21 protein-coding genes are annotated in these 19,778 nt (G+C 72.7%); 7 read left to right on the top strand and 14 right to left on the bottom strand.

Annotation, left to right across the window (positions count from 1 at the left end; translation table 11 throughout):
- Positions 1–110 precede the first annotated feature (110 nt).
- Positions 111–1,016 carry an SDR family oxidoreductase gene (locus HNR13_RS02475; RefSeq protein ID WP_179604282.1) on the top strand — a complete coding sequence of 302 codons (906 nt, stop codon included), beginning with the start codon at positions 111–113 and terminating at the stop codon, positions 1,014–1,016.
- On the opposite strand, the gene HNR13_RS02470 is transcribed toward HNR13_RS02475, so the two are convergent.
- The 4 genes from HNR13_RS02470 to HNR13_RS02455 form a co-directional block, all read right to left on the bottom strand.
- Complete coding sequence (locus tag HNR13_RS02470) at positions 989–1,597, bottom strand: YrhK family protein (protein WP_343063421.1); 609 nt, start codon at positions 1,595–1,597, stop codon at positions 989–991. The two genes, HNR13_RS02475 and HNR13_RS02470, sit on opposite strands and share 28 nt — an antisense overlap.
- A 7-nt stretch (positions 1,598–1,604) precedes the next feature.
- On the bottom strand, positions 1,605–3,032 hold the full coding sequence (gene gad / locus HNR13_RS02465; RefSeq protein WP_179604281.1) for a glutamate decarboxylase: 1,428 nt from the start codon (positions 3,030–3,032) through the stop codon (positions 1,605–1,607).
- A gap of 62 nt (positions 3,033–3,094) precedes the next feature.
- Positions 3,095–3,484 carry an META domain-containing protein gene (locus HNR13_RS02460; protein ID WP_179604280.1) on the bottom strand — a complete coding sequence of 130 codons (390 nt, stop codon included), beginning with the start codon at positions 3,482–3,484 and terminating at the stop codon, positions 3,095–3,097.
- Between the two features lie 102 nt (positions 3,485–3,586).
- Positions 3,587–4,300, bottom strand: a complete 714-nt coding sequence (locus HNR13_RS02455) for an esterase/lipase family protein (RefSeq protein ID WP_343063420.1) — start codon at positions 4,298–4,300, stop codon at positions 3,587–3,589.
- A gap of 65 nt (positions 4,301–4,365) precedes the next feature.
- Between HNR13_RS02455 and HNR13_RS02450 the strand changes: the two genes are divergently transcribed.
- Complete coding sequence (locus tag HNR13_RS02450) at positions 4,366–4,545, top strand: hypothetical protein (RefSeq protein WP_179604278.1); 180 nt, start codon at positions 4,366–4,368, stop codon at positions 4,543–4,545.
- Positions 4,546–4,589: 44 nt separating this feature from the next.
- Here the strand turns inward: HNR13_RS02450 and HNR13_RS02445 are convergent, their stop codons facing one another.
- Entirely contained in the window at positions 4,590–4,895 is a 306-nt protein-coding gene (locus HNR13_RS02445) for a hypothetical protein (RefSeq protein ID WP_179604277.1), read from the bottom strand.
- A 119-nt stretch (positions 4,896–5,014) separates the two neighbouring features.
- Positions 5,015–5,578 carry a hypothetical protein gene (locus HNR13_RS02440; protein ID WP_179604276.1) on the bottom strand — a complete coding sequence of 188 codons (564 nt, stop codon included), beginning with the start codon at positions 5,576–5,578 and terminating at the stop codon, positions 5,015–5,017.
- 311 nt (positions 5,579–5,889) lie between these two features.
- On the opposite strand from HNR13_RS02440, the gene HNR13_RS02435 reads away from it, so the two are divergent.
- The 3 genes from HNR13_RS02435 to HNR13_RS02425 are packed head-to-tail and all read left to right on the top strand — an operon-like array spanning position 5,890 to position 10,105.
- Positions 5,890–7,065 (top strand): EfeM/EfeO family lipoprotein, encoded by a 1,176-nt coding sequence (locus HNR13_RS02435; RefSeq protein ID WP_179604275.1) that lies wholly within the window; start codon positions 5,890–5,892, stop codon positions 7,063–7,065.
- The gene (gene efeB / locus HNR13_RS02430) at positions 7,062–8,375 is read left to right on the top strand and encodes an iron uptake transporter deferrochelatase/peroxidase subunit (RefSeq protein WP_343063419.1); all 1,314 of its coding nucleotides are present in this window, start codon (positions 7,062–7,064) and stop codon (positions 8,373–8,375) included. The genes HNR13_RS02435 and efeB overlap by 4 nt, the downstream gene beginning before the upstream one ends.
- A gap of 56 nt (positions 8,376–8,431) precedes the next feature.
- The gene (locus HNR13_RS02425; protein WP_179604274.1) at positions 8,432–10,105 is read left to right on the top strand and encodes an alkaline phosphatase family protein; all 1,674 of its coding nucleotides are present in this window, start codon (positions 8,432–8,434) and stop codon (positions 10,103–10,105) included.
- Between the two features lie 67 nt (positions 10,106–10,172).
- Here the strand turns inward: HNR13_RS02425 and HNR13_RS02420 are convergent, their stop codons facing one another.
- Positions 10,173–11,012 carry an SDR family oxidoreductase gene (locus tag HNR13_RS02420; protein ID WP_179604273.1) on the bottom strand — a complete coding sequence of 280 codons (840 nt, stop codon included), beginning with the start codon at positions 11,010–11,012 and terminating at the stop codon, positions 10,173–10,175.
- Between the two features lie 101 nt (positions 11,013–11,113).
- Here HNR13_RS02420 and HNR13_RS02415 point away from each other — a divergent pair, with 101 nt between their 5' ends.
- The gene (locus HNR13_RS02415; RefSeq protein ID WP_343063418.1) at positions 11,114–11,965 is read left to right on the top strand and encodes a MerR family transcriptional regulator; all 852 of its coding nucleotides are present in this window, start codon (positions 11,114–11,116) and stop codon (positions 11,963–11,965) included.
- A gap of 139 nt (positions 11,966–12,104) precedes the next feature.
- Here the strand turns inward: HNR13_RS02415 and araA are convergent, their stop codons facing one another.
- The 5 genes from araA to HNR13_RS02390 all read right to left on the bottom strand — a co-directional run bounded on the left by araA (position 12,105) and on the right by HNR13_RS02390 (position 18,216).
- Positions 12,105–13,622: an L-arabinose isomerase gene (araA, locus tag HNR13_RS02410; protein WP_179604272.1), complete on the bottom strand. Its 1,518-nt coding sequence runs from the start codon at positions 13,620–13,622 to the stop codon at positions 12,105–12,107.
- Positions 13,622–14,338, bottom strand: coding sequence for an L-ribulose-5-phosphate 4-epimerase (locus HNR13_RS02405; RefSeq protein ID WP_179604271.1), 717 nt, complete (start codon positions 14,336–14,338; stop codon positions 13,622–13,624). The genes araA and HNR13_RS02405 overlap by 1 nt, the downstream gene beginning before the upstream one ends.
- Complete coding sequence (locus HNR13_RS02400; protein WP_179604270.1) at positions 14,335–15,948, bottom strand: xylulokinase; 1,614 nt, start codon at positions 15,946–15,948, stop codon at positions 14,335–14,337. The genes HNR13_RS02405 and HNR13_RS02400 overlap by 4 nt, the downstream gene beginning before the upstream one ends.
- 154 nt (positions 15,949–16,102) lie before the next feature.
- A complete protein-coding gene (locus HNR13_RS02395) occupies positions 16,103–17,101 on the bottom strand; it encodes a substrate-binding domain-containing protein (protein WP_179604269.1) in 999 nt (332 codons plus the stop codon).
- Between the two features lie 545 nt (positions 17,102–17,646).
- Positions 17,647–18,216 carry an NADPH-dependent F420 reductase gene (locus tag HNR13_RS02390; RefSeq protein ID WP_179604268.1) on the bottom strand — a complete coding sequence of 190 codons (570 nt, stop codon included), beginning with the start codon at positions 18,214–18,216 and terminating at the stop codon, positions 17,647–17,649.
- Between the two features lie 102 nt (positions 18,217–18,318).
- On the opposite strand from HNR13_RS02390, the gene HNR13_RS02385 reads away from it, so the two are divergent.
- Positions 18,319–18,840, top strand: coding sequence for a MarR family winged helix-turn-helix transcriptional regulator (locus HNR13_RS02385; protein ID WP_179604267.1), 522 nt, complete (start codon positions 18,319–18,321; stop codon positions 18,838–18,840).
- Positions 18,841–18,925: 85 nt separating this feature from the next.
- On the opposite strand, the gene HNR13_RS02380 is transcribed toward HNR13_RS02385, so the two are convergent.
- Both HNR13_RS02380 and HNR13_RS02375 read right to left on the bottom strand, forming a co-directional pair.
- The gene (locus HNR13_RS02380) at positions 18,926–19,330 is read right to left on the bottom strand and encodes an NUDIX domain-containing protein (protein ID WP_179604266.1); all 405 of its coding nucleotides are present in this window, start codon (positions 19,328–19,330) and stop codon (positions 18,926–18,928) included.
- Entirely contained in the window at positions 19,327–19,773 is a 447-nt protein-coding gene (locus HNR13_RS02375; RefSeq protein WP_179604265.1) for an SRPBCC family protein, read from the bottom strand. The genes HNR13_RS02380 and HNR13_RS02375 overlap by 4 nt, the downstream gene beginning before the upstream one ends.
- Between the last annotated feature and the right edge of the window lie 5 nt (positions 19,774–19,778).

The following is a 19,778-nucleotide window of genomic DNA, read 5'->3' as shown; positions in this document are numbered from 1 at the left end:
CGGCGAAGTGATGACAGTTGCTGACATGGGTGCTATCGTGATGTCAGTCACTGACGACAGTCACTGACATCGACACCATCCACGATCCCATGACTCGGGAGGTCATTCCCATGCGCGTCTTCGTCACCGGAGCATCCGGCTGGATCGGCTCCGCCGTCGTCCCCGAACTCCTCTCCGCCGGCCACGAGGTGACCGGCCTCGCCCGCTCCGAGGCCTCGGCCGAGCGCATCCGCTCCGCCGGCGCCACCCCCGTTCCCGGCTCGCTCGACGACCTGGAGAGCATCCGCTCCGGCGCCGCGGCGGCCGACGCGGTCATCCACCTCGGCTTCAAGCACGACTTCTCCGACTACGCCGGCGCCGGCCGCACCGAGCGCGCCGTCGTGGCCACCATCGGCGACGAGCTCGCCGGGTCCGACCGGCCCTTCCTGTTCGCGTCCGGCATCGTCGCGCGCCCCGGCGTGCTGCTCACCGAGGACGTCCCGTCGCCCTACGTCGGGCCGGACGCGCCGCGCGGCGGCGGCGAGGCGTTCGCGTTCGAGTACGCCGACCGCGGCGTGCGGCCGGTCGCGCTGCGGTTCTCGCCGACCGTCCACGGCCGCGGCGACCACGGCTTCAGCGCCGAGCTGGTCCGCGTCGCCCGCGAGAAGGGCGTCGCCGGCTACGTCGGAGACGGCTCCAACCGCTGGCCCGCCGTCCACCGGCTCGACGCCGGGCGCCTGGTCCGGCTCGCCCTGGAGCAGGCCACCCCGGCCGCGCGCGTGCACGCGGTCGGCGAGGAGGGCATCCCGACCCGGGACATCGCGACGGCGATCGGCGAGGGTCTCGGCCTCCCGGTCGAGTCCATCGCGCCCGAGGACGTGGACGCGCACTTCGGCTGGATCGGCCGGTTCTTCGGAATGGACATCCCGGCCTCCAGCGCGATCACCCGCGAGCGCTACGGCTGGACGCCCACCGGGCCGACCCTGCTGGAGGACTTCGCGTCCGGCGCCTACTTCGAGGCGGTCGCCGCGCGCTGAGCGCCTGGCGCCGGCAGCAGGCCGATGACGGCGGCGGCGAGGAAGCACAGCGCGCCGCCGACCGTGCCCACCCCGGTCCAGAACGGACTCAGGAGGGCGTCGGTGCCCGGCAGCACGAACGCGCCGACGGCCGCGAAGCCGAAGAGCACGGAGCCGAGCAGGTTGAGCCAGACGCCGGCGCGGTCGCGCGACGAACCGCGCTGCCGGGCCACGGCGACCACCGCTAGCACGCTCGACACGAGGAAGCAGATCGACCCGAAGGCGTCCGGGCGCCAGCCCGTCCCGCCCTTCGCCCCGGCAGAGATCGCGGCGATCAGCGCCTGCGACGTGCTCACGTTGAAGAACAGCGTCCCGACGAACTGGATGACCGACGAGCTCCGGTCCGGCACCCCGAGCGCCAGCCCGGCGCCCAGCGTGAAGAACACGGAGCCGACGACGAACACGACGTTCGTGACGACCGCGCCGAGCGCGGCGGCGATCGACGGCAGCGCGGCGACCGCGAAGCACACCGAGCCGACCGCGAAGGAGGCGTCGGAGAGCAGGAGTCTTCTCCGCTCCCCGGCGCCTCCTCCGTCGCTCACGGCACGCTCAGTGCGCGAAGTGGGTCCGCGTGCGCGCGGACTCCGTGGCCTTCGCCGGCGAGGCGACCGCCGCTCCCGCCTTCTCGGCCTGTTCGCCGAGCTCGGCGCACACCGCGCGGATGTCGTTCACGAGATCCTGGGCGAGGTCGGCGTTGAACCCGTCGCGCACGACGATCCGCAGCACGGCGACGTCGGTCGCGTCGTCCGGCATCGTGTACGCGGGCACCTGCCAGCCGCGGGCGCGCAGCTCGTGCGACACCTGGAACACGGTGTACGGCGTCCCGTCCTTGAGCGCGAACGAGATGACCGGGATGGCGGAGCCGTCCGTGATGACCTCGATCGCGGGATCCTCGGAGAGGCCCTTCGAGATGAGCAGGGCGGTGTCGCGCAGCGCCTCCATGATCGCGGTGAACCCCGAGCGGCCGAGCCGGACGAAGTTGTAGTACTGGCCGACGATCTGGTTGCCGGGCCGGGAGAAGTTCAGGGTGAACGTGGGCATGTCGCCGCCGAGGTAGTTCACCCGGAAGACGAGGTCCTCCGGCAGGTGCTCCGGCGAGCGCCACACCACGAACCCGATCCCGGGATAGGTCAGCCCGTACTTGTGCCCACTGACGTTGATCGACACGACGCGCGGCAGACGGAAGTCCCACTCCAGGTGCGGGTGCAGGAACGGCACGACGAACCCGCCGCTCGCTGCGTCCACGTGCACCGGCACATCGGGGCCGCCCGAGGCGGCCAGGGTGTCGAGCGCGTCGCAGATCGCCGCGATCGGCTCCAGCTCGCCGGTGTAGGTGGTGCCGAGGATGCCGACGACGCCGATCGTGTTCTCGTCCACCGCGTCCACGACCTGCTCCGGCGTGATGACGTAGCGGCCCTTGGCGACCGGGAGGTAGCGGGGCTCCACCTCGAAGTAGCGGCAGAACTTCTCCCACACCACCTGGACGTTCGCGCCCAGCACCAGGTTGGGCACCCCGCCGGGCTCCGCACCTCCGGAGACCCCCGCCCGCTTGGCGCGCCAGCGCCACTTGAGCGCGAGGCCGGCCAGCATGACGGCCTCGCTCGACCCGATGGTGGCCGCTCCGGTCGGTTCGCCGGGCTCGGCGTGGAACAGGTGGGAGACGATGGACACACAGCGCCGCTCCATCGCCGCGGTGGCCGGGTACTCGTCCTTGTCGATCATGTTCTTGTCGAACGCCTCGGCCATCAGGATCTCGGCCTCCGGGTCCATCCACGTCGTGACGAAGGTGGCCAGGTTGAGGCGCGAACTCCCGTCGAGGAGCAGCTCGTCGTGGATCAGCCGGTAGGTGCTGGCCGGATCGGTGGCGTCGTCGGGCAGGGTGTCCGGCGGACTCTTCCGGGACAGCCGGCCGGTGTAGGCGGGGGCGAGCCGGGTGTCACCGCTCGCCGTCTGGATGTCTGACTCGAGCCGCGCCATGCGCCGCCCCTCTCTGCCGCGGCGCCGTCACGGGTCGGCGACGCCTCCTTGTCGGCCGCGGATCACTTCGACTTGTCGAGTTTCCCGATCTCGTTGCCGTTGATGTCGTAGACGACCAGGGTGCTGCCCTTGGCCGTCCCGCTCGACGCCTTCGCCAGCCACTCGTCGACCCCCTGGCACGCCATCATGGTGCTGGCGATCGGGCCGAAGGTGATGGTGTCGCCGTCGACCGTCCCCTTGCCGGAGAGGCGGTTGCAGCCGTCCGTGCCGGAGAAGGCGCCGTCGTTCTGGATGGTGAGGTTCGGCTGCTGGGCGGCCGTCGACCCCCAGGTGCCGACCAGCGCCGCGCCGCTCGGGGTGCCGGCGCAGCCGGCGAGGAGGGCAAGGGCCGCTGCGGCGACGGCGGCGCCGCCGATGAAGCGGGCGGGTGCCCGCCGGATCGTCCGCGCCATGTCGTCCTCCCCCTCTGCGGGCCGCCCGGTGCTGCGGCCCGCGTCACGAGGCCGAGGATAGCGGGGCGCGACGAGCGCGCAACAGGGTCGTCATCCCCGATCTCACCCTCGGGTGAGGTCGTCGACGAGCGCCAGCACCGTCGGACTGCCGAGGATGCGGAAGTGGCCGCCGACCGGCACCTCCACGTTGACGGCGCCCGGCAGGGCGCAGCCTCCCGGGATGTGCGGGTCGTACCAGCCCCAGACTGACACGATCCGCCCGACGTCCACGCCGTCGGCCGCCAGCCGCACCAGGTCGGGGTGGCCGCGCCGCAGCGCGCGCACCGCGGGGAACGGGACCCAGGCCGCCAGCACGGAGCCGGAGAACGGGGTGGCGATCGCGACCACGCGGCGGATCCGGGCCGAGGCATCCGGCCTGGCGAGCAGGAGCCGCGCGACCAGGCCGCCCTTGCTGTGCGCGACGATCGTCACGCCGCTGAGGTGGTTCTCGCGCAGGTGCCGCTCGACACGGTCGACGGCCTCGCCCAGCGGCATCCGGTTGTCGCCGAGCCCGGCGACGACGTGCACGGGGTGCCCGGCCGCGTGCAGGCGCCGCGCGAGCGGGTGCAGGAACCGCCAGGTCTCGTAGATGCCGGGCAGCAGGACGACCGGGCCGCCCTCGCCGCCCTCGTCGACGAGCGCCTCCGGCGCGCCCCGGTCGAACGCCGCCCGCAGCTGGTGGCGCAGCACGTACTCGTAGTCGGCGAGGACGACGCCGATCCGGCGGCCGAGGCGCAGGACGCCGCGGAGGGGATGCGGACGCGGGTGCTCTGCCACGCTGCCCAGCATCCCGCCGGCGGAGCGGTATTGCCAAGCACCGGGGCGGGGTGGATAGTTGCGCCATGGGCGATGTGATCGCATTCATCCTGTGCCTGGCGCTGTTCCTGGTGGGCCTGTTCCTGCTCGGCCTCGCCGACACGCTCCCCGCGTGGCAGGGACTCGTCTTCTTCGCAGGGATCGTCTGCGTCGCGCTGTCGTTCGGCATCCCCGTGCACGCGCTGGGCCACTCCGAGCAGCGCTGATCCGTCCCGGACGCCGGGTCGGCTCCCCTGACCGGCGGGTCGGCTCACATGTCCGGCGCGGTGTGGACCCCGGAGTCGGCGCGGAAGCCGGCGGTGGCCTCCTCGTAGGTGGTGTGCTTGCGGGCGGGGTGCGACTCGGCGGGCGGCGGGACGTCCGCGCGGCTCAGGGCGTGGAGGACGAGCTGTTCGACGAGCTCGGCCGCGGTCGTCTCCCGGTGGCGGGCGATGCGGACCAGCGCGGCGAACTCGCGCTCTCCGAGGCGGATCGTCAGGGGGATTCCTGCAGGCGCACGACCGGGGCCGTGAGCGGACGCGGGCTCAGCGACATCAATACCGTGAGAATCCTTCATGAAGGGATCGTCTCACGGGCGCGCGATCTTTTGAAGAACCCAAATCTGCGAACAATACGCCGAATCCGGTCCGCGTCCAGTGGGACCGGCGTTCTGCTCTGCGGTGACCGGAGCGCGCGTCACCAGACCGCGTCGTCGGACGCCAGCCCGGCCCGCCGCGGCGGCTCCACCCGGCGCGGGGAGTCCTCCACGACGGCTGCCGCGAGGGCGTCGAGCGCGGCCAGCGCGGCCGTCGCGCCGGACGCCGACGCACCGTACCAGCGGCCGCAGGTGAGCACCGGGAGGCCGTTGCGGGTCACGTACCAGCCGCTCATCCCCACCCGGTCGCCGTTCACCGCGACCACCGCGAGCTGGTCCACCGCCGCGCGCAGCGCCGTGACGTGTGCGCGGGCGCTCGCGAAGGACGTGTAGGCGCGGGCGCTGCGGGCGAGCTCGCGATTGTTGGGGGCCAGCACGCGCCACACGCCGCACGGGGCCGTCGCCGACACCGCGCGCGCCGCCGGCTGGGCCCGTCGCAGCTCGAGCGGGCCCGTGGGGCCCGCCGGCGTCACGGTCACTGCGGCGACGGCGGCCGAGCGGCGGGCGCCGGCCTCCACCGCGTGGAGGAAGCGGACCCAGGCCAGGAACATGGGGTCGGTGCTGGAGCGGAACATGGAGAACACGATGCGGGGCGTGGCGGACATAGGGCAGCCTTCGGGTGGGGACGGCGCTGGCGCTGGGGGGTGTACGCCTCGGGGTCGACCGTCGAGAACAAGGTGGAAGGCGCGGATGACCGAGCGGCGTCCGGAAGATGAAGAAGGGGTGTACGGCGGACCCCCAATCTGTGGGCATTCTCAGCAGTCCGGCCCGCGTTTCGCGGCGTTCGCGCAGCGGTCCACCCCCGTTCGGGGCTGTCGCCGTGACGGTCTGGTGAACAGCGGATGAAGCCCCCTTCGGGAACGCACAGGCGCCTCCTAGGCTCGCTCCTGTCCACTCCCCAGGAGGCTTGCCTGCCATGTCGAAGCGCGCCCGTCTGACGGCGCTCCTCGGCGTACTGGCCGCCATCGTGGCGGTGGTGGTCGTCATCACCCTGGCGACGCGACCGGGGGCGGTGAGGGCGGCGCCCTCGTCGGAGACCGAGGTGAGCGCGGGGACGGACGACTGCGGCCACGGCTGGGGCGACGACGGCCGGACGCTCGGCGGCGCGGCCTCCTTCGACGTCTCGAACACGACGATCGCCGGCGTCGAGGTCTACCTCCAGTCCGTCGACACCCAGAAGGTCTACCTCGACCTCGAGAGCATCGGCGCGGGCGCGCACGCCCACGCCCGCGTCTCCCTCGGCTCCGGCCGCTACCGGTTCGTCTGCCTCCCGGCCGACGCGGACCCGGCGCACGGGCCGACCGTGCGGGTGGGGCCCGCTCCGCCGGGGACGGCGCTGACCCCCGGCATCGTGCCGGTGACCCGGGTCGACCTGATCCCGCCCGCCCAGGCGTACGGGGCGTGGGTGTCCTCCCGCCTGCCCGTCCTGCGCCAGCAGGTCGCCGCCGTCGCGGCCGACGCCGAGGAGGGCGACTTACCGGCCGCGAAGCGCGACTGGCTGACCGCCCACACCACCTATGAGACCCTCGGCGCCGCCTACGGGGCCTTCGGCCCGGCGGGCGACGCCATCGACGGGCTGCCCCGCCACGGCCTGACCGGCTTCCACGCGGTGGAGGCGCCGCTCTTCACGGGCGGTACCGCCGCCGCTGCCGCTGGGCCGGCCCGAACGCTGGTCTCCGATGTCGACACGCTCATCGCCCGGTTCCCGAAGGCGCAGATCGACCCGGGCGACATGGGGCTGCGCGCCCACGAGATCGTGGAGGACGCGCTCCGAGACGTGCTCGGCGGCGCCGCCGACGCCGGGTCGGGCACCGAGCTGGCCACGATCGACGCGAACCTCACCGGCACGATCCAGGCGCTGGAGCCGCTGCACGGCATCCTCGCTCCGCGCTACCCGCAGCTCGCCGCAACCGAGCAGTCGATCGCGGCGACCCAGCGGCTCGTCGAAGGATTCCGCGCGGCGGACGGGACCTGGACGCCGCTGTCGGGCCTCAGCACTGCCCAGCGCGAGCACGTCGACGCGGCGCTCAGCGAGACGGCGGAACTGCTCGCGCCGGTGGCGGCGATCTGCGACCCGAGGAGGGCACCGTGACGGGACGGGAGCCGGAGAGCGGCCGCGTGCCGATGAGCGGCCAGGGACCGAAGACGGGGCTGGGCCGCCGCGACTTCCTGCAGGTCGGAGCGGGCGTCGCGGCCGGAGCCGCGGTCACGGGCGGCGTCGGCGCGGCGCTGGCCCCGGCTCCGGCTCCGGCGAGCGCGGCCGTCACCCACGCCCAAGCTGCGGCGACGGGCGCCCGCGCGACGGAGGTCCCCTTCCACGGCGAGCACCAGCAGGGCATCCTCACGCCGGTCCAGCGCTCCGCCGCGTTCGTCGCGCTCGACGTGACCGCGGCCTCCCGCGCCGAGCTGGCCGACCTGCTCAAGACGATCACCGAGCGCGCACGCTTCCTGACCACAGGAGGCACGCCCCCCGACCCGGGGCTGACCGCGCCGCCACGCGACTCCGGGGTGCTCGGTCCCACCGTCGTTCCGGACGGGCTCACGGTCACCCTCTCGGTGGGCGCCTCCCTCTTCGACGGCCGCTACGGTCTGGCGTCCGCCCGCCCCGCCCGGCTGCGGACGATGGACGAGTTCCCCGACGACTCGCTCCGCCGCGAGGTCTGCGACGGCGACCTCCTCCTGCAGGTCTGCGCCGACGACCGCGACGCCGTCACGCACGCCGTGCGCGAGATCGCCCGGGCGACCCGCGGCGGGATGGGCGTCCGCTGGCGGCAGGACGGCTTCGTGTCCCCGCCGCGACCGACCGGCACGCCGCGCAACCTGATGGGGTTCAAGGACGGCACCAGCAACCCCGACGTGCACGACGCGGCGCTGATGAAGCGGCTGGTGTGGGCCGCGGGCACGGGCTCCGAGCCGTCCTGGACCGCCGGCGGCAGCTACCACGTCGTGCGGGTCATCCGGATGCTGGTCGAGTTCTGGGACCGGGTGAACCTGCACGAGCAGGAGAACATGATCGGCCGCCGCCGCGACACCGGCGCTCCGCTGACGGCCTCCGCGGAGTTCGACGATCCGCACTACGAGAACGACCCGACCGGGGACGTCATCCAGCTCGACGCGCACATCCGCCTCGCCAACCCGCGCACGACGGCGAGCGCGGACCAGCGGATGCTGCGCCGCGCCTACAACTACGACGGCGGCGTCGACGCCAACGGGACCCTCGACATGGGCCTCGTCTTCGTCGCCTTCAACCAGGACCTCGACCGGCAGTTCGTGGCCGTCCAGAAGCGGCTCGCCGGCGAGCCGCTGACGGACTACGTCCAGCCGTTCGGCGGCGGCTACTACTTCGCGCTCCCCGGAGCCCGCGACTCCTCCGACTGGCTCGGGCGAACGATGCTCGCCTGACGGAGGCCCCAGGTAACACCCCCGCAACACCCACCGAACAGAAGGAAGCAGGAATCGTGTCCAGACTCAACCGTCTGCGCCGCCACCCGGTCGCCTCGGCCGGCTTGGCGCTGCTCGGCGCGGCGACCCTCGTGGGCGCCGGCGTCCTCGCCGTCGCCCCCGCGTCGGCGTTCCCGGCCCACGGGACCCCCGACCACTCCCACCAGACCCAGACGCCGATCAAGCACCTCGTCGTGATCTTCGACGAGAACATCTCCTTCGACCACTACTTCGGCACCTACCCGAAGGCGGCCAACACCGACGGCACCACCTTCACCGCTGCGGCGAACACCCCCGCGACGAACACGCTCGCCAGCAGCGGGACGCTCACCAGCAACCCGAACCTGTACGCGCCGACGCGGCTGACCCCGGCGCAGGCCCTGACCTGCGACCAGAACCACAGCTACGCCGCCGAGCAGGCCGCGGTCGACAACGGCAAGATGGACCTGTTCGTCCAGAAGACCGAGTCCGACACCTGCACCGGCGCGTTCGCCCAGCCGGGCCTGGTCATGGACTACTACGACGGCAACACCGTCACCGGGCTGTGGAACTACGCGCAGAACTACGCGATGAGCGACAACATGTGGGACACCACGTTCGGCCCGTCCACCCCGGGCGCGCTCAACCTGATCTCGGGCCAGACCCACGGCGGCACCGCCTACGACCCGAAGACCGGCGCGGTGCTCCCCGCCTCCACGTCCGTCCAGTCGAAGAACGCCGCGGGCGTCGGCACCGTGATCGGCGACCCCGACCCGGTGTACGACGACTGCTCGGGCAGCGACCACACCTCCACCTCGGCACTGGTCGGCATGGCCGGCAAGAACGTCGGTGACCTGCTCAACGCGCGCGGCGTCAGCTGGGGCTGGTTCCAGGGCGGCTTCACGCCGACCACCGCGTGGAACGGCCAGGCCGGCAGCTACGCCAAGTGCGACGCGACCACCGCGAACATCGGTGGCGCGACGCCCAAGGACTACTCGCCGCACCACAACCCGTTCGCGTACTACAAGTCCACGTCGAACCCGCACCACCTGCCGCCGACGTCGACCCAGGCCATCGGCCACACCGACCAGGCCAACCACCAGTACGACCTGACCTCGTTCGACAAGGCGCTCGCGGCGAACAACCTGCCCGCCGTCTCGTTCCTCAAGGCCCCGGAGGCGCAGGACGGCCACGCCGGCTACTCCGACCCGCTGGACGAGCAGAAGTTCCTGGTCAACGAGATCAACGCCCTCCAGAAGTCGAAGGACTGGAAGAGCACGGCCGTCGTCGTCACCTACGACGACTCGGACGGCTGGTACGACCACGTCGCGCCGACCATCGCCAACGGCTCGAACGACCCGGCCGTCGACTCCGCGGTCTGCACCAGCGTGACGAAGATCGCCGGCGGCTACGCCGACCGCTGCGGTCCGAGCCAGCGCCTGCCGTTCCTGCTGATCTCGCCGTGGGCCGCCCAGAACAAGGTGGACCACACCGCGATCGAGCAGACCAGTCCGCTGAAGTTCATCGAGGACAACTGGGGCACCGGCCGGATCGGCGACGCGTCGTTCGACGCCCGCGCCGGCTCGCTGAACGGCCTGTTCGACTGGCGGCACCCGCAGCACCGCGAGGTGCTGCTCGACCCGGCCTCCGGCGCGGTCAGCCAGGTCGTGCCCACGCACGGCCACGGCGACGACGGCGACGACAACCGCTAACGCCCGAGTACGCACATAATCGGTCGGAAGCCGCCGAGTACGCAGACTATCTGCGTACTCGGCGGTTTCATTCGGGGCGGGAGGTCAGGAACTCGTCGAGCGAGAGCGGCCGGCGGCCGGTGACGCGCTCGACATCGCCGCTCGGCCCAGCGAACTCGCCGGCGGCGATCGCGATGTAGGTGGACACCCACGCGTCGTACTGCCACTGCGGGGCGTCCCACTTCTTCCGCGAGGCGTAGGCCTCCTCGACCGTCTCGTCGTGGAACGAGACGGCGCGGCCCAGATGAGCCGTCAGCTTCTCGGCGACCTGCGCCATCGTCAGGTCCTCCGGACCGGTCAGATCGTAGGTGACGTTCCGGTGCTGCTCGGGGTTCCGGAGCGCGACCGCGGCCACCCGGGCGACGTCGGCGCGCGCGACCATGGCCGCCTTGCCGTGCCCGGCCGGCCCGCGGATCACTCCGTCCTCGCCGACCATGTACTCCACGAAGTCGAGATAGAGGTCGTCGCGCAGGAAGGTGTACGCCATCCCGGTCGCCTTGATGCGTTCCTCGGTGGCGTAGTGGTCGCGGGCGAGGGTGAAGGTCGCGTCGGGCGCGGCGCCGAAGAACGAGGTGTAGACGATGTGCCGCACGCCGGCGTCGGCCGCGGCGTCCACGAACGCGAGGTGCTCGCGGAGCCGGTGCTCGTTCTCGGCCGCCGAGACCATGAGGACGGTGTCCACGCCCTCCAGCGCGGCGCGCACCGAGTCGCCGTCGGCGTACGTGCAGGCGAACACCTCGGTGCCGGGGAATCGCGGGGCGCGCTCCGGGGAGCGCGCCAGCATGCGGAAGGGGAGGCCGGCCTCCGCGAGCTCGGACGCGGCGAGCCGGCCGACCGTCCCGGTTACTCCTGTGACTGCGATGGTCATGTGTGCTCCTTGCGACCCGTCGTCTCCCCACATGATCGGTCAGGGGACGCCGCCGCGTCCAGCGTCCGCGTGCTCCGCTTCCCGTGCTTGACCCTCACACCGTGTCAGGCTGGATCGTGGCCTCCATCATGTACACCATCGGAGAGTTCGCCGCGATCGGGCGGGTCAGCGTCCGGATGCTGCGGCACTACGACGCCATCGGCCTGCTACCGCCGGCGCGCGTGGACGACCGCAGCGGGTACCGCTACTACACGGACGCGCAGCTGGCCGGACTGCTGTTGATCGTCGAGCTGCGACAGCTCGGGATCGGCCTCGACGCCATCGCCGCCGTGCTCGCGTCCGACGACCCGCGCCCCGCCCTCACGGCGGCGCTCCGGCAGCGCCGGGCCGAGCTGGAAGCGGGCATCGCCGACGACCGGAACCGGCTCGACCGCCTGGAGCGGCGCCTCCGCATACTGGAAGGAACCGAGATCATGACCACACCCGTCGAGTACCGGCCGCTGGAGGCGGTCACCGTCTACGCCGTCAGCGGCACCGCGCCCGGGATGGGCCCCGAGCTGGTCGGCCCGATGGTCGGGCCGCTCATCGGCTCGCTGGACAGCGCGCTGGAGGCCGCGGGCCGCCCGATCCTGGCGCCGTCGGTGTTCTGGTACGAGGCCAGGGACGACGAGCGCCTGGAGGTGCACATCTCCTACCCGGCCGAGACGCCGCCGCGGGCCGGCGACGGCTACGAGATCGTCGACCTCCCCGCGGTCCCGCTCGCCGCGACGCTGCTGCACCACGGCGACATGACCGGCATCGGCGACTCCTGGATGGCGCTCACCGAGCGCCTCGTCGCCGACGGCTACCGGGTCGTCGGCCCCACCCGCGAGGTCTACCTCCACGCCACCGGCCACGAGCCCGCCCCCGACTGGCTCACCGAACTCCAGGCTCCCGTCGAGCCCGCCTCCTGACCCCAACCGCCGAGTACGCGAATAATCAGGCGAAAACCGCCGAGTACGCAGACAATTCGCGTACTCGGCGGTTGCGGTGCGGAGGGGGGACCCGGCCGCCGCACGCCGATGACAGGGCGACGGCCGGGAGTCTGCGCGGCTAGAGGCCGCGGGCGAGGCGGTAGTAGGCGGCGTTCCAGTCGAGCTCGCGGGAGAAGGCGCGCAGCGTGGTGTCCTCGTCGATGACGAGAAGCTCGGTGCGGGCCATGCGGGCGAAGTCCTCGAAGGCCTGGATGCCGACGGCGGTGCTCATCACGGTGTGGTGCGCGGCGCCGGCCTCCAGCCACGCGGTCGCCGACGTAGTGAAGTCGGGAGCCGGCTTCCACACGGCGCGGCCGACCGGGAGCTTCGGCAGCGGGGCGGTCGGCTCGACGACCTCCACGACGTTCGCCACGAGCCGGAAGCGGTCGCGCATGTCCGAGAGCGCCACGACCACCGCGGGGCCGGGGTCGGCGGTGAAGACCAGGCGGACCGGGTCGTCCTTGCCGCCGATGCCGAGCGGGTGGACCTCCAGCGTCGGCTTCGCGCTGGTGAGCGACGGCGAGACCTCGAGCATGTGCGCGCCGAGGATGCGCTCGTCGCCGGGCGTGAGGTCGTAGGTGTAGTCCTCCATCAGGGACGCGCCGCCGGGGAGGCCCGCGCCCATGACGTTCGCGGCGCGGACCAGGATCGCCGTCTTCCAGTCGCCCTCCGCGCCGAAGCCGTAGCCCTCGGCCATCAGCCGCTGGACGGCGAGGCCGGGGAGCTGCTTCAGCGCTCCGAGGTCCTCGAAGCTGGTGGTGAAGGCGCCGAAGCCGCCCTCCTCCAGGAACGAGCGCAGCCCGACCTCGATCGCGGCGCCGTCGCGCAGCGACTGATGACGCTCGCCGCCGCGACGGAGCTCCGGGACGACGTCGTACAGGTCCTCGTACTCGGCGACCAGCGCGTCCACGGCGGCGTCGGAGGCGGCGGCGACCGCGTCGGCCAGCTCGTTCACGCCCCAGGTGTTGACCTGCACGCCGAAGCGCAGCTCGGCCTCCGTCTTGTCGCCCTCCGTCACCGCGACGAAGCGCATGTTGTCGCCGAAGCGGGCGAGCTTCAGCGAGCGGGTGGCCGCGTGGCCGGCGGCGGCGCGCGTCCAGGTGCCGATGCGCTGCGTCACGGCCGGGTCGCTGACGTGGCCGACGACCGTGGTGCGCGGGACGCCGAGGCGGGTCTGGATGTACCCGAACTCGCGGTCGCCGTGCGCGGCCTGGTTGAGGTTCATGAAGTCGAAGTCGATCTCGCCCCACGGCAGCTCGACGTTCGCCTGGGTGTGGAAGTGCAGCAGCGGCTTCTGCAGGGCGTCCAGGCCGGCGATCCACATCTTGGCGGGGCTGAAGGTGTGCATCCACGCGACGAGGCCGATCACGGCGTCGTCGGCGTTGGCCTCCAGCGCGATGCGGCGGATGGCGTCGGAGTCGGTCAGCACCGGCTTCCAGACGACGCGCACCGGCACCTCGGAGGAGGCGCCGAGGGCGTCGGCGATCCCGCGGGACTGCTCGGCGACCTGCGCCAGCGTCTCCGGTCCGTACAGGTGCTGGCTGCCGGTGAGGAACCAGACCTCGTAGTGGTCGAGGGAGGTCGTGAGCTTCGGCATCAGGCGAGGGATCCTTCCGGGTTCTGTCCGTAGACGTTCTGGTAGCGGTCGAAGAGGCTGTCGATCGCCTCCTGCGGGATCGGGACGAGCGGGCCGCCCTGCCGCGCGATGTGCACGGTGCGGGCGACGTCCTCCGCCATGACCGCGGCCTTCACGGCGTCGCGCGCGTCGCGGCCGATGGTGAAGACGCCGTGGTTCTGCATGAGGACCGCGCGGCTGCGGTGGCCCTCCAGCGTCGCGACGATGCCGCGCCCGATGGAGTCGTCGCCGATGATCGCGAACGGCCCGACCGGGATCTCGCCGCCGAACTCGTCGGCCATCGCGGTGATGACGCACGGGATCGGCTCGGCGCGCGCCGCCCACGCGGTGGCGTAGGTGGAGTGCGTGTGCACGACGCCGCCGACCTCGGGAAGGTGTCGGTAGACGTAGGCGTGCGCGGCGGTGTCGGAGGACGGTGACCGGTCACATCCGGCCGAGCCGGGGACGACCTCGCCGTCGAGCGTGCAGAGGATCATGTTCTCCGGCGCGAGGTCGTCGTAGTCGACGCCGCTCGGCTTGATGACGAACAGGTCCTCGCCGGGGACGCGCCCGGAGACGTTGCCTCCGGTCCAGACGACGAGCCCGTAGCGGACCAGCTCGGCGTGGAGGGCGGCGACCTGCTCCCGGGTGCGGCGGACGGCGGGGGACTCGGGGGTGGGCGCCTGGGCTGCGGTCATCGGGCGGTTCCCTTCAGAGCGATCGACTCGACGGCGGCGCGCTCGGCCGCCAGGCCGTCGCGGTAGCGGGCGAGGTAGGAGGCGAAGCCGGCGACGTCGTCGGGGTGCGGCTCCACGGTGTCGGCGGCGAAGCCGGAGAACACCTCCCGGTCGAGGTAGGCGTCGAGCGGGGTGCCGTCGCGGGCGGCGCCGAGGTAGGCCGCGAGCACCGCCGCGCCCCAGGCCCCGCCCTCCGACGCGGTGTCGGCGACGGAAACGGGCGCGTCCAGAGCCCCGGCCAGGAAGCGCTGCGCGACTCCGGCCGTACGGAACATCCCGCCGTGCGCGAACATCCGGTCCAGGGCCGCCCCCTCGGCGTGCAGCACCTGCATCCCGAGCGCCAGCGTCCCGAAGACGCCGTAGAGCTGTGCGCGGGCGAAGTTGCCGAGGGTGAGCCGGCTGTCCGGCGTGCGGGCGACCAGCGGCCGCCCCTCGTCGAGGCCCGTGATCGGCTCTCCGGCGAGGTAGTTGTAGGCGAGGAGGCCTCCCGCGTCGGCCTCGCCGTCGAGCGCCTCGCGGAACAGCGTCTCGAAGACCGCGTCCGCCGCGACCGGGACGCCGGCGGCCTCGGCGAACCGGCCGAAGAGCGACGCCCACGCCGACAGCTCGCTGGCGCCGTTGTTGCAGTGCACCATCGCGACCGCGTCGCCGGCCGGCGTGGTGACCAGGTCCAGTTCGTGATGCGGCTGGGCGAGCGGGCGCTCCAGCACCACCATCGCGAAGATGCTCGTACCCGCACTCACGTTGCCGGTGCGCGGGGCGACCGAGCCGGTCGCGACCATGCCGGTGCCGGCGTCGCCCTCGGGCGGGCAGAACGGGATGCCGGGCAGCAGCTCCCCCGACGGGTCGAGCAGCGCGGCGCCCTCCGGGGTCAGCTCGCCGGCGGGCTCGCCCGCGACGAGCACCTCGGGCAGGAGGTCGAGGAGCGGCTTCGGGAGCGCCGACCCGACGCGCGCGTCGTAGCGGGCGACCAGCTCCGCGTCGTAGCCGGCGGTGGCGGAGTCGATCGGGAACATCCCCGACGCATCACCGACGCCGAGGACGCGGCGGCCGGTCAGGCGCTCGTGCACGTGGCCGGCGAGGGTGGTGATCGTGTGCAGGCGCGACAGGTGCGGCTCGTCGTCCAGCACGGCCTGGTGGAGGTGCGCGATCGACCAGCGCAGCGGGATGTTGACGCCGAAGAGCTCGCCGAGCTCGGCGCTCGCGGGCCCGGTCGTCGTGTTGCGCCAGGTGCGGAACGGGACCAGCAGCTCCCCGGCGGCGTCGAAGGCGAGGTAGCCGTGCATCATCGCGGAGACGCCGATGGCGCCGGCAGTCCGCGGCCGCACGCCGTGCCGCGCCTCCGCGTCGGCCACGAGGGCGGCGTAGGCGGCCTGCAGGCCGGACCAGACCGCGTCGAGCGAGTACGTCCAGGTGCGGTCGACGAAGTCGTTCTCCCACTCGTGGGAGCCGACGGCCAGCACGGTCGCGGGATCGGCGGCGTCGACCAGGCAGGCCTTGATGCGGGTGGAGCCCAGCTCGATCCCGAGGGCGGTGCGGCCGCTGACGAGGGCGTCGCGGTGGGTGTTCATCGTTCTCACTTCGTTGTGACCGGTCACATAGTGTCGTACGAGTGTCCCTCGCGCACAATCCCCTTGTCAAGCCGCCTCCGCCGGGCGCACATTCGTGACGAATCGCGGCTCTCGCTCGCGCGTTCTGCACATTCGTGACGAATGCGGCGCGGGGTCACGCCGAGTCGCGCACCACCAGCACCGGCGCCACCGGCGCGTCGAACGCGAGCTCGCGTCCCTCGATGAGCGCCACCAGGCGCGCCACGCAGCGGCGGCCGAGCTCGGCGAAGTCCTGGCGCACCGTCGTCAGCGGCGGCGCGAAGAAGGCCGCCTCGGGGATGTCGTCGAAGCCCACCACCGCGAGGTCCTCGGGCACCCGGCGTCCCCGCTCCCGCGCCGCGTGCAGCAGCCCGAGCGCCATCTGGTCGTTCGAGGAGAACACGGCCGTCAGTTCGGGGGCGGCGAGCAGCTCAGCGCCGATCGCCGCGCCGGACGCGGCCGTCCAGTCACCGTCCCTGGACACCACCGGCTCGAGGCCGGCCGCGGCGAGCTCGGCGAGGAACCCGTCGCGCCGCGCGCGAGCCTCCGACCAGTCGCCCGGGCCGCTGAGATGGGCGATGCGCGTGTGGCCGCGCTCGATCAGGTGGCGGGTGGCGAGCCGGGCGCCCTCCAGCTGATCCACGAAGACGCCGTCGTCGCCCGCGACACCCGCGCCGTGCAGGGTGACCGACGGGACGGCGAGCGAGAACGCGGCCATGGCCTCCTGCACCGCACGCTGCGGCGCGATCACGATGACGCCCTCCACCGACTGCGCGCCGAGGTGGTCGATGGCCGCCCCGAGGTCGCCCGGGTCGAGGGAGGCCGCGTGGGCGACAGTGACGAAGTAGCCCGCGTCCCGCGCGGCCTGCTCGACAGCGTCGATGCTGGACGCCGGCCCGAACAGCGACGACGCGGAGGATGCCAGCACGCCGATGGTGCGCGAGCGCGCGGTGGTGAGCATGCGGGCGGCGCGGTTCGGACGGAAGTTGAGGTCGGCCATCGCCGCCAACACCCGCTCGCGCGTCTCCGGCCGGATGCTCGGATGGTCGTTGAGCACGCGGGACACGGTCTGCCGCGAGACCCCCGCGGCGGCTGCGACCTCCCGCACGCCGGGTGCCCGTCCGCTCTCGCTCACATCCACACCCTACTGGCGGTCCGGATGCCTCGAGGGGCACGCCGTCATCGCTTCCGGGTCTGGAAGCGCGAAAGTCATGCCCTCGGCAGCATGCGGCCCGCGAGCGAGCGTGGCTACGTGACGACCGCGAAGCCGCCGGTCCACCCAACACGCTCGGCCGCCCCCTACGCCTCGAGGGGCACGCCGTCATCGCTTCCGGGCCTGGAAGCGAGAAGGTCATGCCCTCGGCAGGATGCGGTCCGCGAGCGAGCGTGGCTACGCGACGACCGCGAAGCCGCCGGTCCACCGAACACGCTCGGTCGCCCCATACACCTCGAGGGGCACGCCGTCATCGCTTCCGGGGCGCGAAGCGAGGTGGTCGCGTGCCCCTCGGGAGGATGCAGTCCGCGAGCCAGCGGTGGCTACGCGACGACCGCGAAGCCGCCGATCCACCGAACACGCTGGGCCGCCCTCTACGCCTCGAGGGGCACGCCGTCATCGCTTCCGGGTCTGGAAGCGAGGAGGTCGTGCCCCTCGGGAGGATGCAGTCCGCGAGCCAGCGGTGGTTACGCGACGACCGCGAAGCCGCCGGTCCAGGAGACGCGCTCGGCGGCGGCCAGCGTGATCTGCAGGAAGCCGAGGGCCTCCAGCTCGCGGGCGCGGCTGAGGGGGCCGGCGTCGACCGCGTTGAGGCCGCCCGCGCGGATCAGCGCGGCGAGCTCGGCCTTCGCGTCCTCGTCGTCGCCCGCGATGAGCACGGTGGTCGGGTGCGAGCCGTTGACGCCGGAGGCGAGCGTGGCCGCGAACGTGGTGTTGAACGCCTTGAGGACGCGCGCCTCGGGCAGGGCGGCCGCGATCGTCGCGGCCGCGGACGAGTCGGCGGGGACGGTCAGTCCGTCGAAGGTGGCGAAGTCGACCGGGTTGGTGATGTCGACCACGGTCTTCCCGGCGAGCTGGGCGCCGTAGGTGGCGAGCACCGCGTCGACCTCCGGGTACGGAACCGCCAGCACGACGATCGAGCCATTGACCGCTCCGCCGGCGCGGCCCAGGTACTCCACCGTGCTGCCGCCCGCGGCCAGGACGCCGCCGATCGCCTTCGCCATGTTGCCGTTCCCGATGATGCTGACCGTGGTCATGTGTCCTTCTCCTTGTCGAGTTCGCGCCACTTTTGTTGACGCTTCAACTAAATGATAGCCCGCATTAGTTGAAGCGTCAAGTAATGCGATAGAATGCTCTCCATGAGGACGAACGAGGAGCTCGCCGGCCGCGAACGCGACGCCTGGCTGGGCCTCGTCGCGCTCACGCAGCTGCTGCCTCCCGTGCTCGACGGTCAGCTCGCGCGCGACGCCGCGGCGACGCACTACGAGTACTTCGTGCTCTCGCGGCTCGCCGAGGAGCCCAATCGGCGGATGCGCCTGAGCGCCCTCGCGACGGCCACGAACGCGTCCGTCTCGCGACTCAGCCACGTCATCACCCGCATGGAGGCCCGCGACCTGGTCAAGCGGATGCCCTGCGAGGAGGACGGCCGGGCGACGAACGCGGTCCTCACCGACGCCGGCGCGGCGATGGTGGCCGACGCGGCCCCCGGGCACCTGGAGACCGTGCGGGACCGCATCCTCGGGGCGCTCCGGCCGGAGCAGGTCGAGCAGCTCGCGGACATCTCGGCGGCGCTCGTCGGCGCGATCGACCCCGCCCGGCGGCCGTCCGACGCGTGCGCGGCCATCGTGGAGGCCGCTGAGGGCGCCCGCGCGAGCGCGTAGCGCGCCGCGGGGTCGTCGAGGGGCGCCCTGTGGCCTCTCAACGGGCGTTGCAGGGGCATTCACGTGCCCCTCGGCGCGTGCGCAGTCAGTCGATGAGGCCGAGCGCGGCGAGACGCTCCAGCACCGCGCGCCCGGCGGGCGGGCAGCGGTCGGCGTCGGCCGTCGTCACCCAGTGCACCGCGTCCACCTCGCCGGACGGCGCGGGCTCGGCCGCCGTCTCCGCCCGGAACACACGCATGTGGACCTGCCGGCCGTCCGGTTCCCCGTGGGCTTGCGTCCGCACCTCGAACAGCTCGGCCAGCGCGTCGGCGTCGAGCGCGAGCGCGACCTCCTCCTCGGCCTCCCGCGCCGCCGCCGCGGCCGCGGTCTCACCGGCGTCGATCTTGCCGCCCGGCATGTAGTACACGTCGCGCCCGCGGGAGGTCACCATGAGCACGCGCCGGTCGCGCACCACCGCGACGGCCGACACCTGCAGCGGAGGCAGCGTCATGCCTCGACCAGCTGCTTGAGCTGCCGGAGTCCCTTCTCGAAGTCCGGTCCGATCAGCTTGTCCAGGTTGAAGAAGCGGCTGAAGAAGGTCTTCGCGCTCTCCATCCGCCAGATGACGCGGGTGCGGTCGCCCTCCGGGCTCAGCAGGAAGCGCACGTGGCTGCTCGACCGGAACGGCCGCGTGAAGTCGAGGGCGACGCCGACGCCGTCCGGCTCGACGGACTCGATCCGCATCCTCCCGGCGCCCGCCTTGCGGTTGCCGCTCCACGCGTACGTGGAGCCGACCGTGCCCGGCTCACCGGTGTACTCGCGCTTCAGCGCGGGGTCCATGCCCTCCCACGGCGACCAGTCGACCCAGCGCGGCAGCTCCGCGATGTAGGGCAGCAGCGCTTCCGGCGTGGTCTGGATGGTGTCGGTGCGCTCGACGACGATTGTTCCGGCCATGCGCA

Source organism: Leifsonia shinshuensis (assembly GCF_013410375.1).
Taxonomy (GTDB): Bacteria; Actinomycetota; Actinomycetes; order Actinomycetales; family Microbacteriaceae; genus Leifsonia; species Leifsonia shinshuensis.
This window is presented reverse-complemented; position numbering and strand designations above follow the sequence as displayed.

Coding starts and splice junctions, on each gene's coding strand:
- gad (WP_179604281.1), bottom strand. CDS start 3,032: ATGGCGCGGCTCGAGTCAGACATCCAGACGGCGAGCGGTGACACCCGG.
- HNR13_RS02400 (WP_179604270.1), bottom strand. CDS start 15,948: ATGAACACCCACCGCGACGCCCTCGTCAGCGGCCGCACCGCCCTCGGG.
- HNR13_RS02385 (WP_179604267.1), top strand. CDS start 18,319: ATGAGGACGAACGAGGAGCTCGCCGGCCGCGAACGCGACGCCTGGCTG.
- HNR13_RS02390 (WP_179604268.1), bottom strand. CDS start 18,216: ATGACCACGGTCAGCATCATCGGGAACGGCAACATGGCGAAGGCGATC.
- HNR13_RS02440 (WP_179604276.1), bottom strand. CDS start 5,578: ATGTCCGCCACGCCCCGCATCGTGTTCTCCATGTTCCGCTCCAGCACC.
- HNR13_RS02380 (WP_179604266.1), bottom strand. CDS start 19,330: ATGACGCTGCCTCCGCTGCAGGTGTCGGCCGTCGCGGTGGTGCGCGAC.
- HNR13_RS02435 (WP_179604275.1), top strand. CDS start 5,890: ATGTCGAAGCGCGCCCGTCTGACGGCGCTCCTCGGCGTACTGGCCGCC.
- HNR13_RS02460 (WP_179604280.1), bottom strand. CDS start 3,484: ATGGCGCGGACGATCCGGCGGGCACCCGCCCGCTTCATCGGCGGCGCC.
- HNR13_RS02475 (WP_179604282.1), top strand. CDS start 111: ATGCGCGTCTTCGTCACCGGAGCATCCGGCTGGATCGGCTCCGCCGTC.
- HNR13_RS02405 (WP_179604271.1), bottom strand. CDS start 14,338: ATGACCGCAGCCCAGGCGCCCACCCCCGAGTCCCCCGCCGTCCGCCGC.
- HNR13_RS02450 (WP_179604278.1), top strand. CDS start 4,366: ATGGGCGATGTGATCGCATTCATCCTGTGCCTGGCGCTGTTCCTGGTG.
- HNR13_RS02420 (WP_179604273.1), bottom strand. CDS start 11,012: ATGACCATCGCAGTCACAGGAGTAACCGGGACGGTCGGCCGGCTCGCC.
- HNR13_RS02445 (WP_179604277.1), bottom strand. CDS start 4,895: ATGAAGGATTCTCACGGTATTGATGTCGCTGAGCCCGCGTCCGCTCAC.
- HNR13_RS02375 (WP_179604265.1), bottom strand. CDS start 19,773: ATGGCCGGAACAATCGTCGTCGAGCGCACCGACACCATCCAGACCACG.
- araA (WP_179604272.1), bottom strand. CDS start 13,622: ATGCCGAAGCTCACGACCTCCCTCGACCACTACGAGGTCTGGTTCCTC.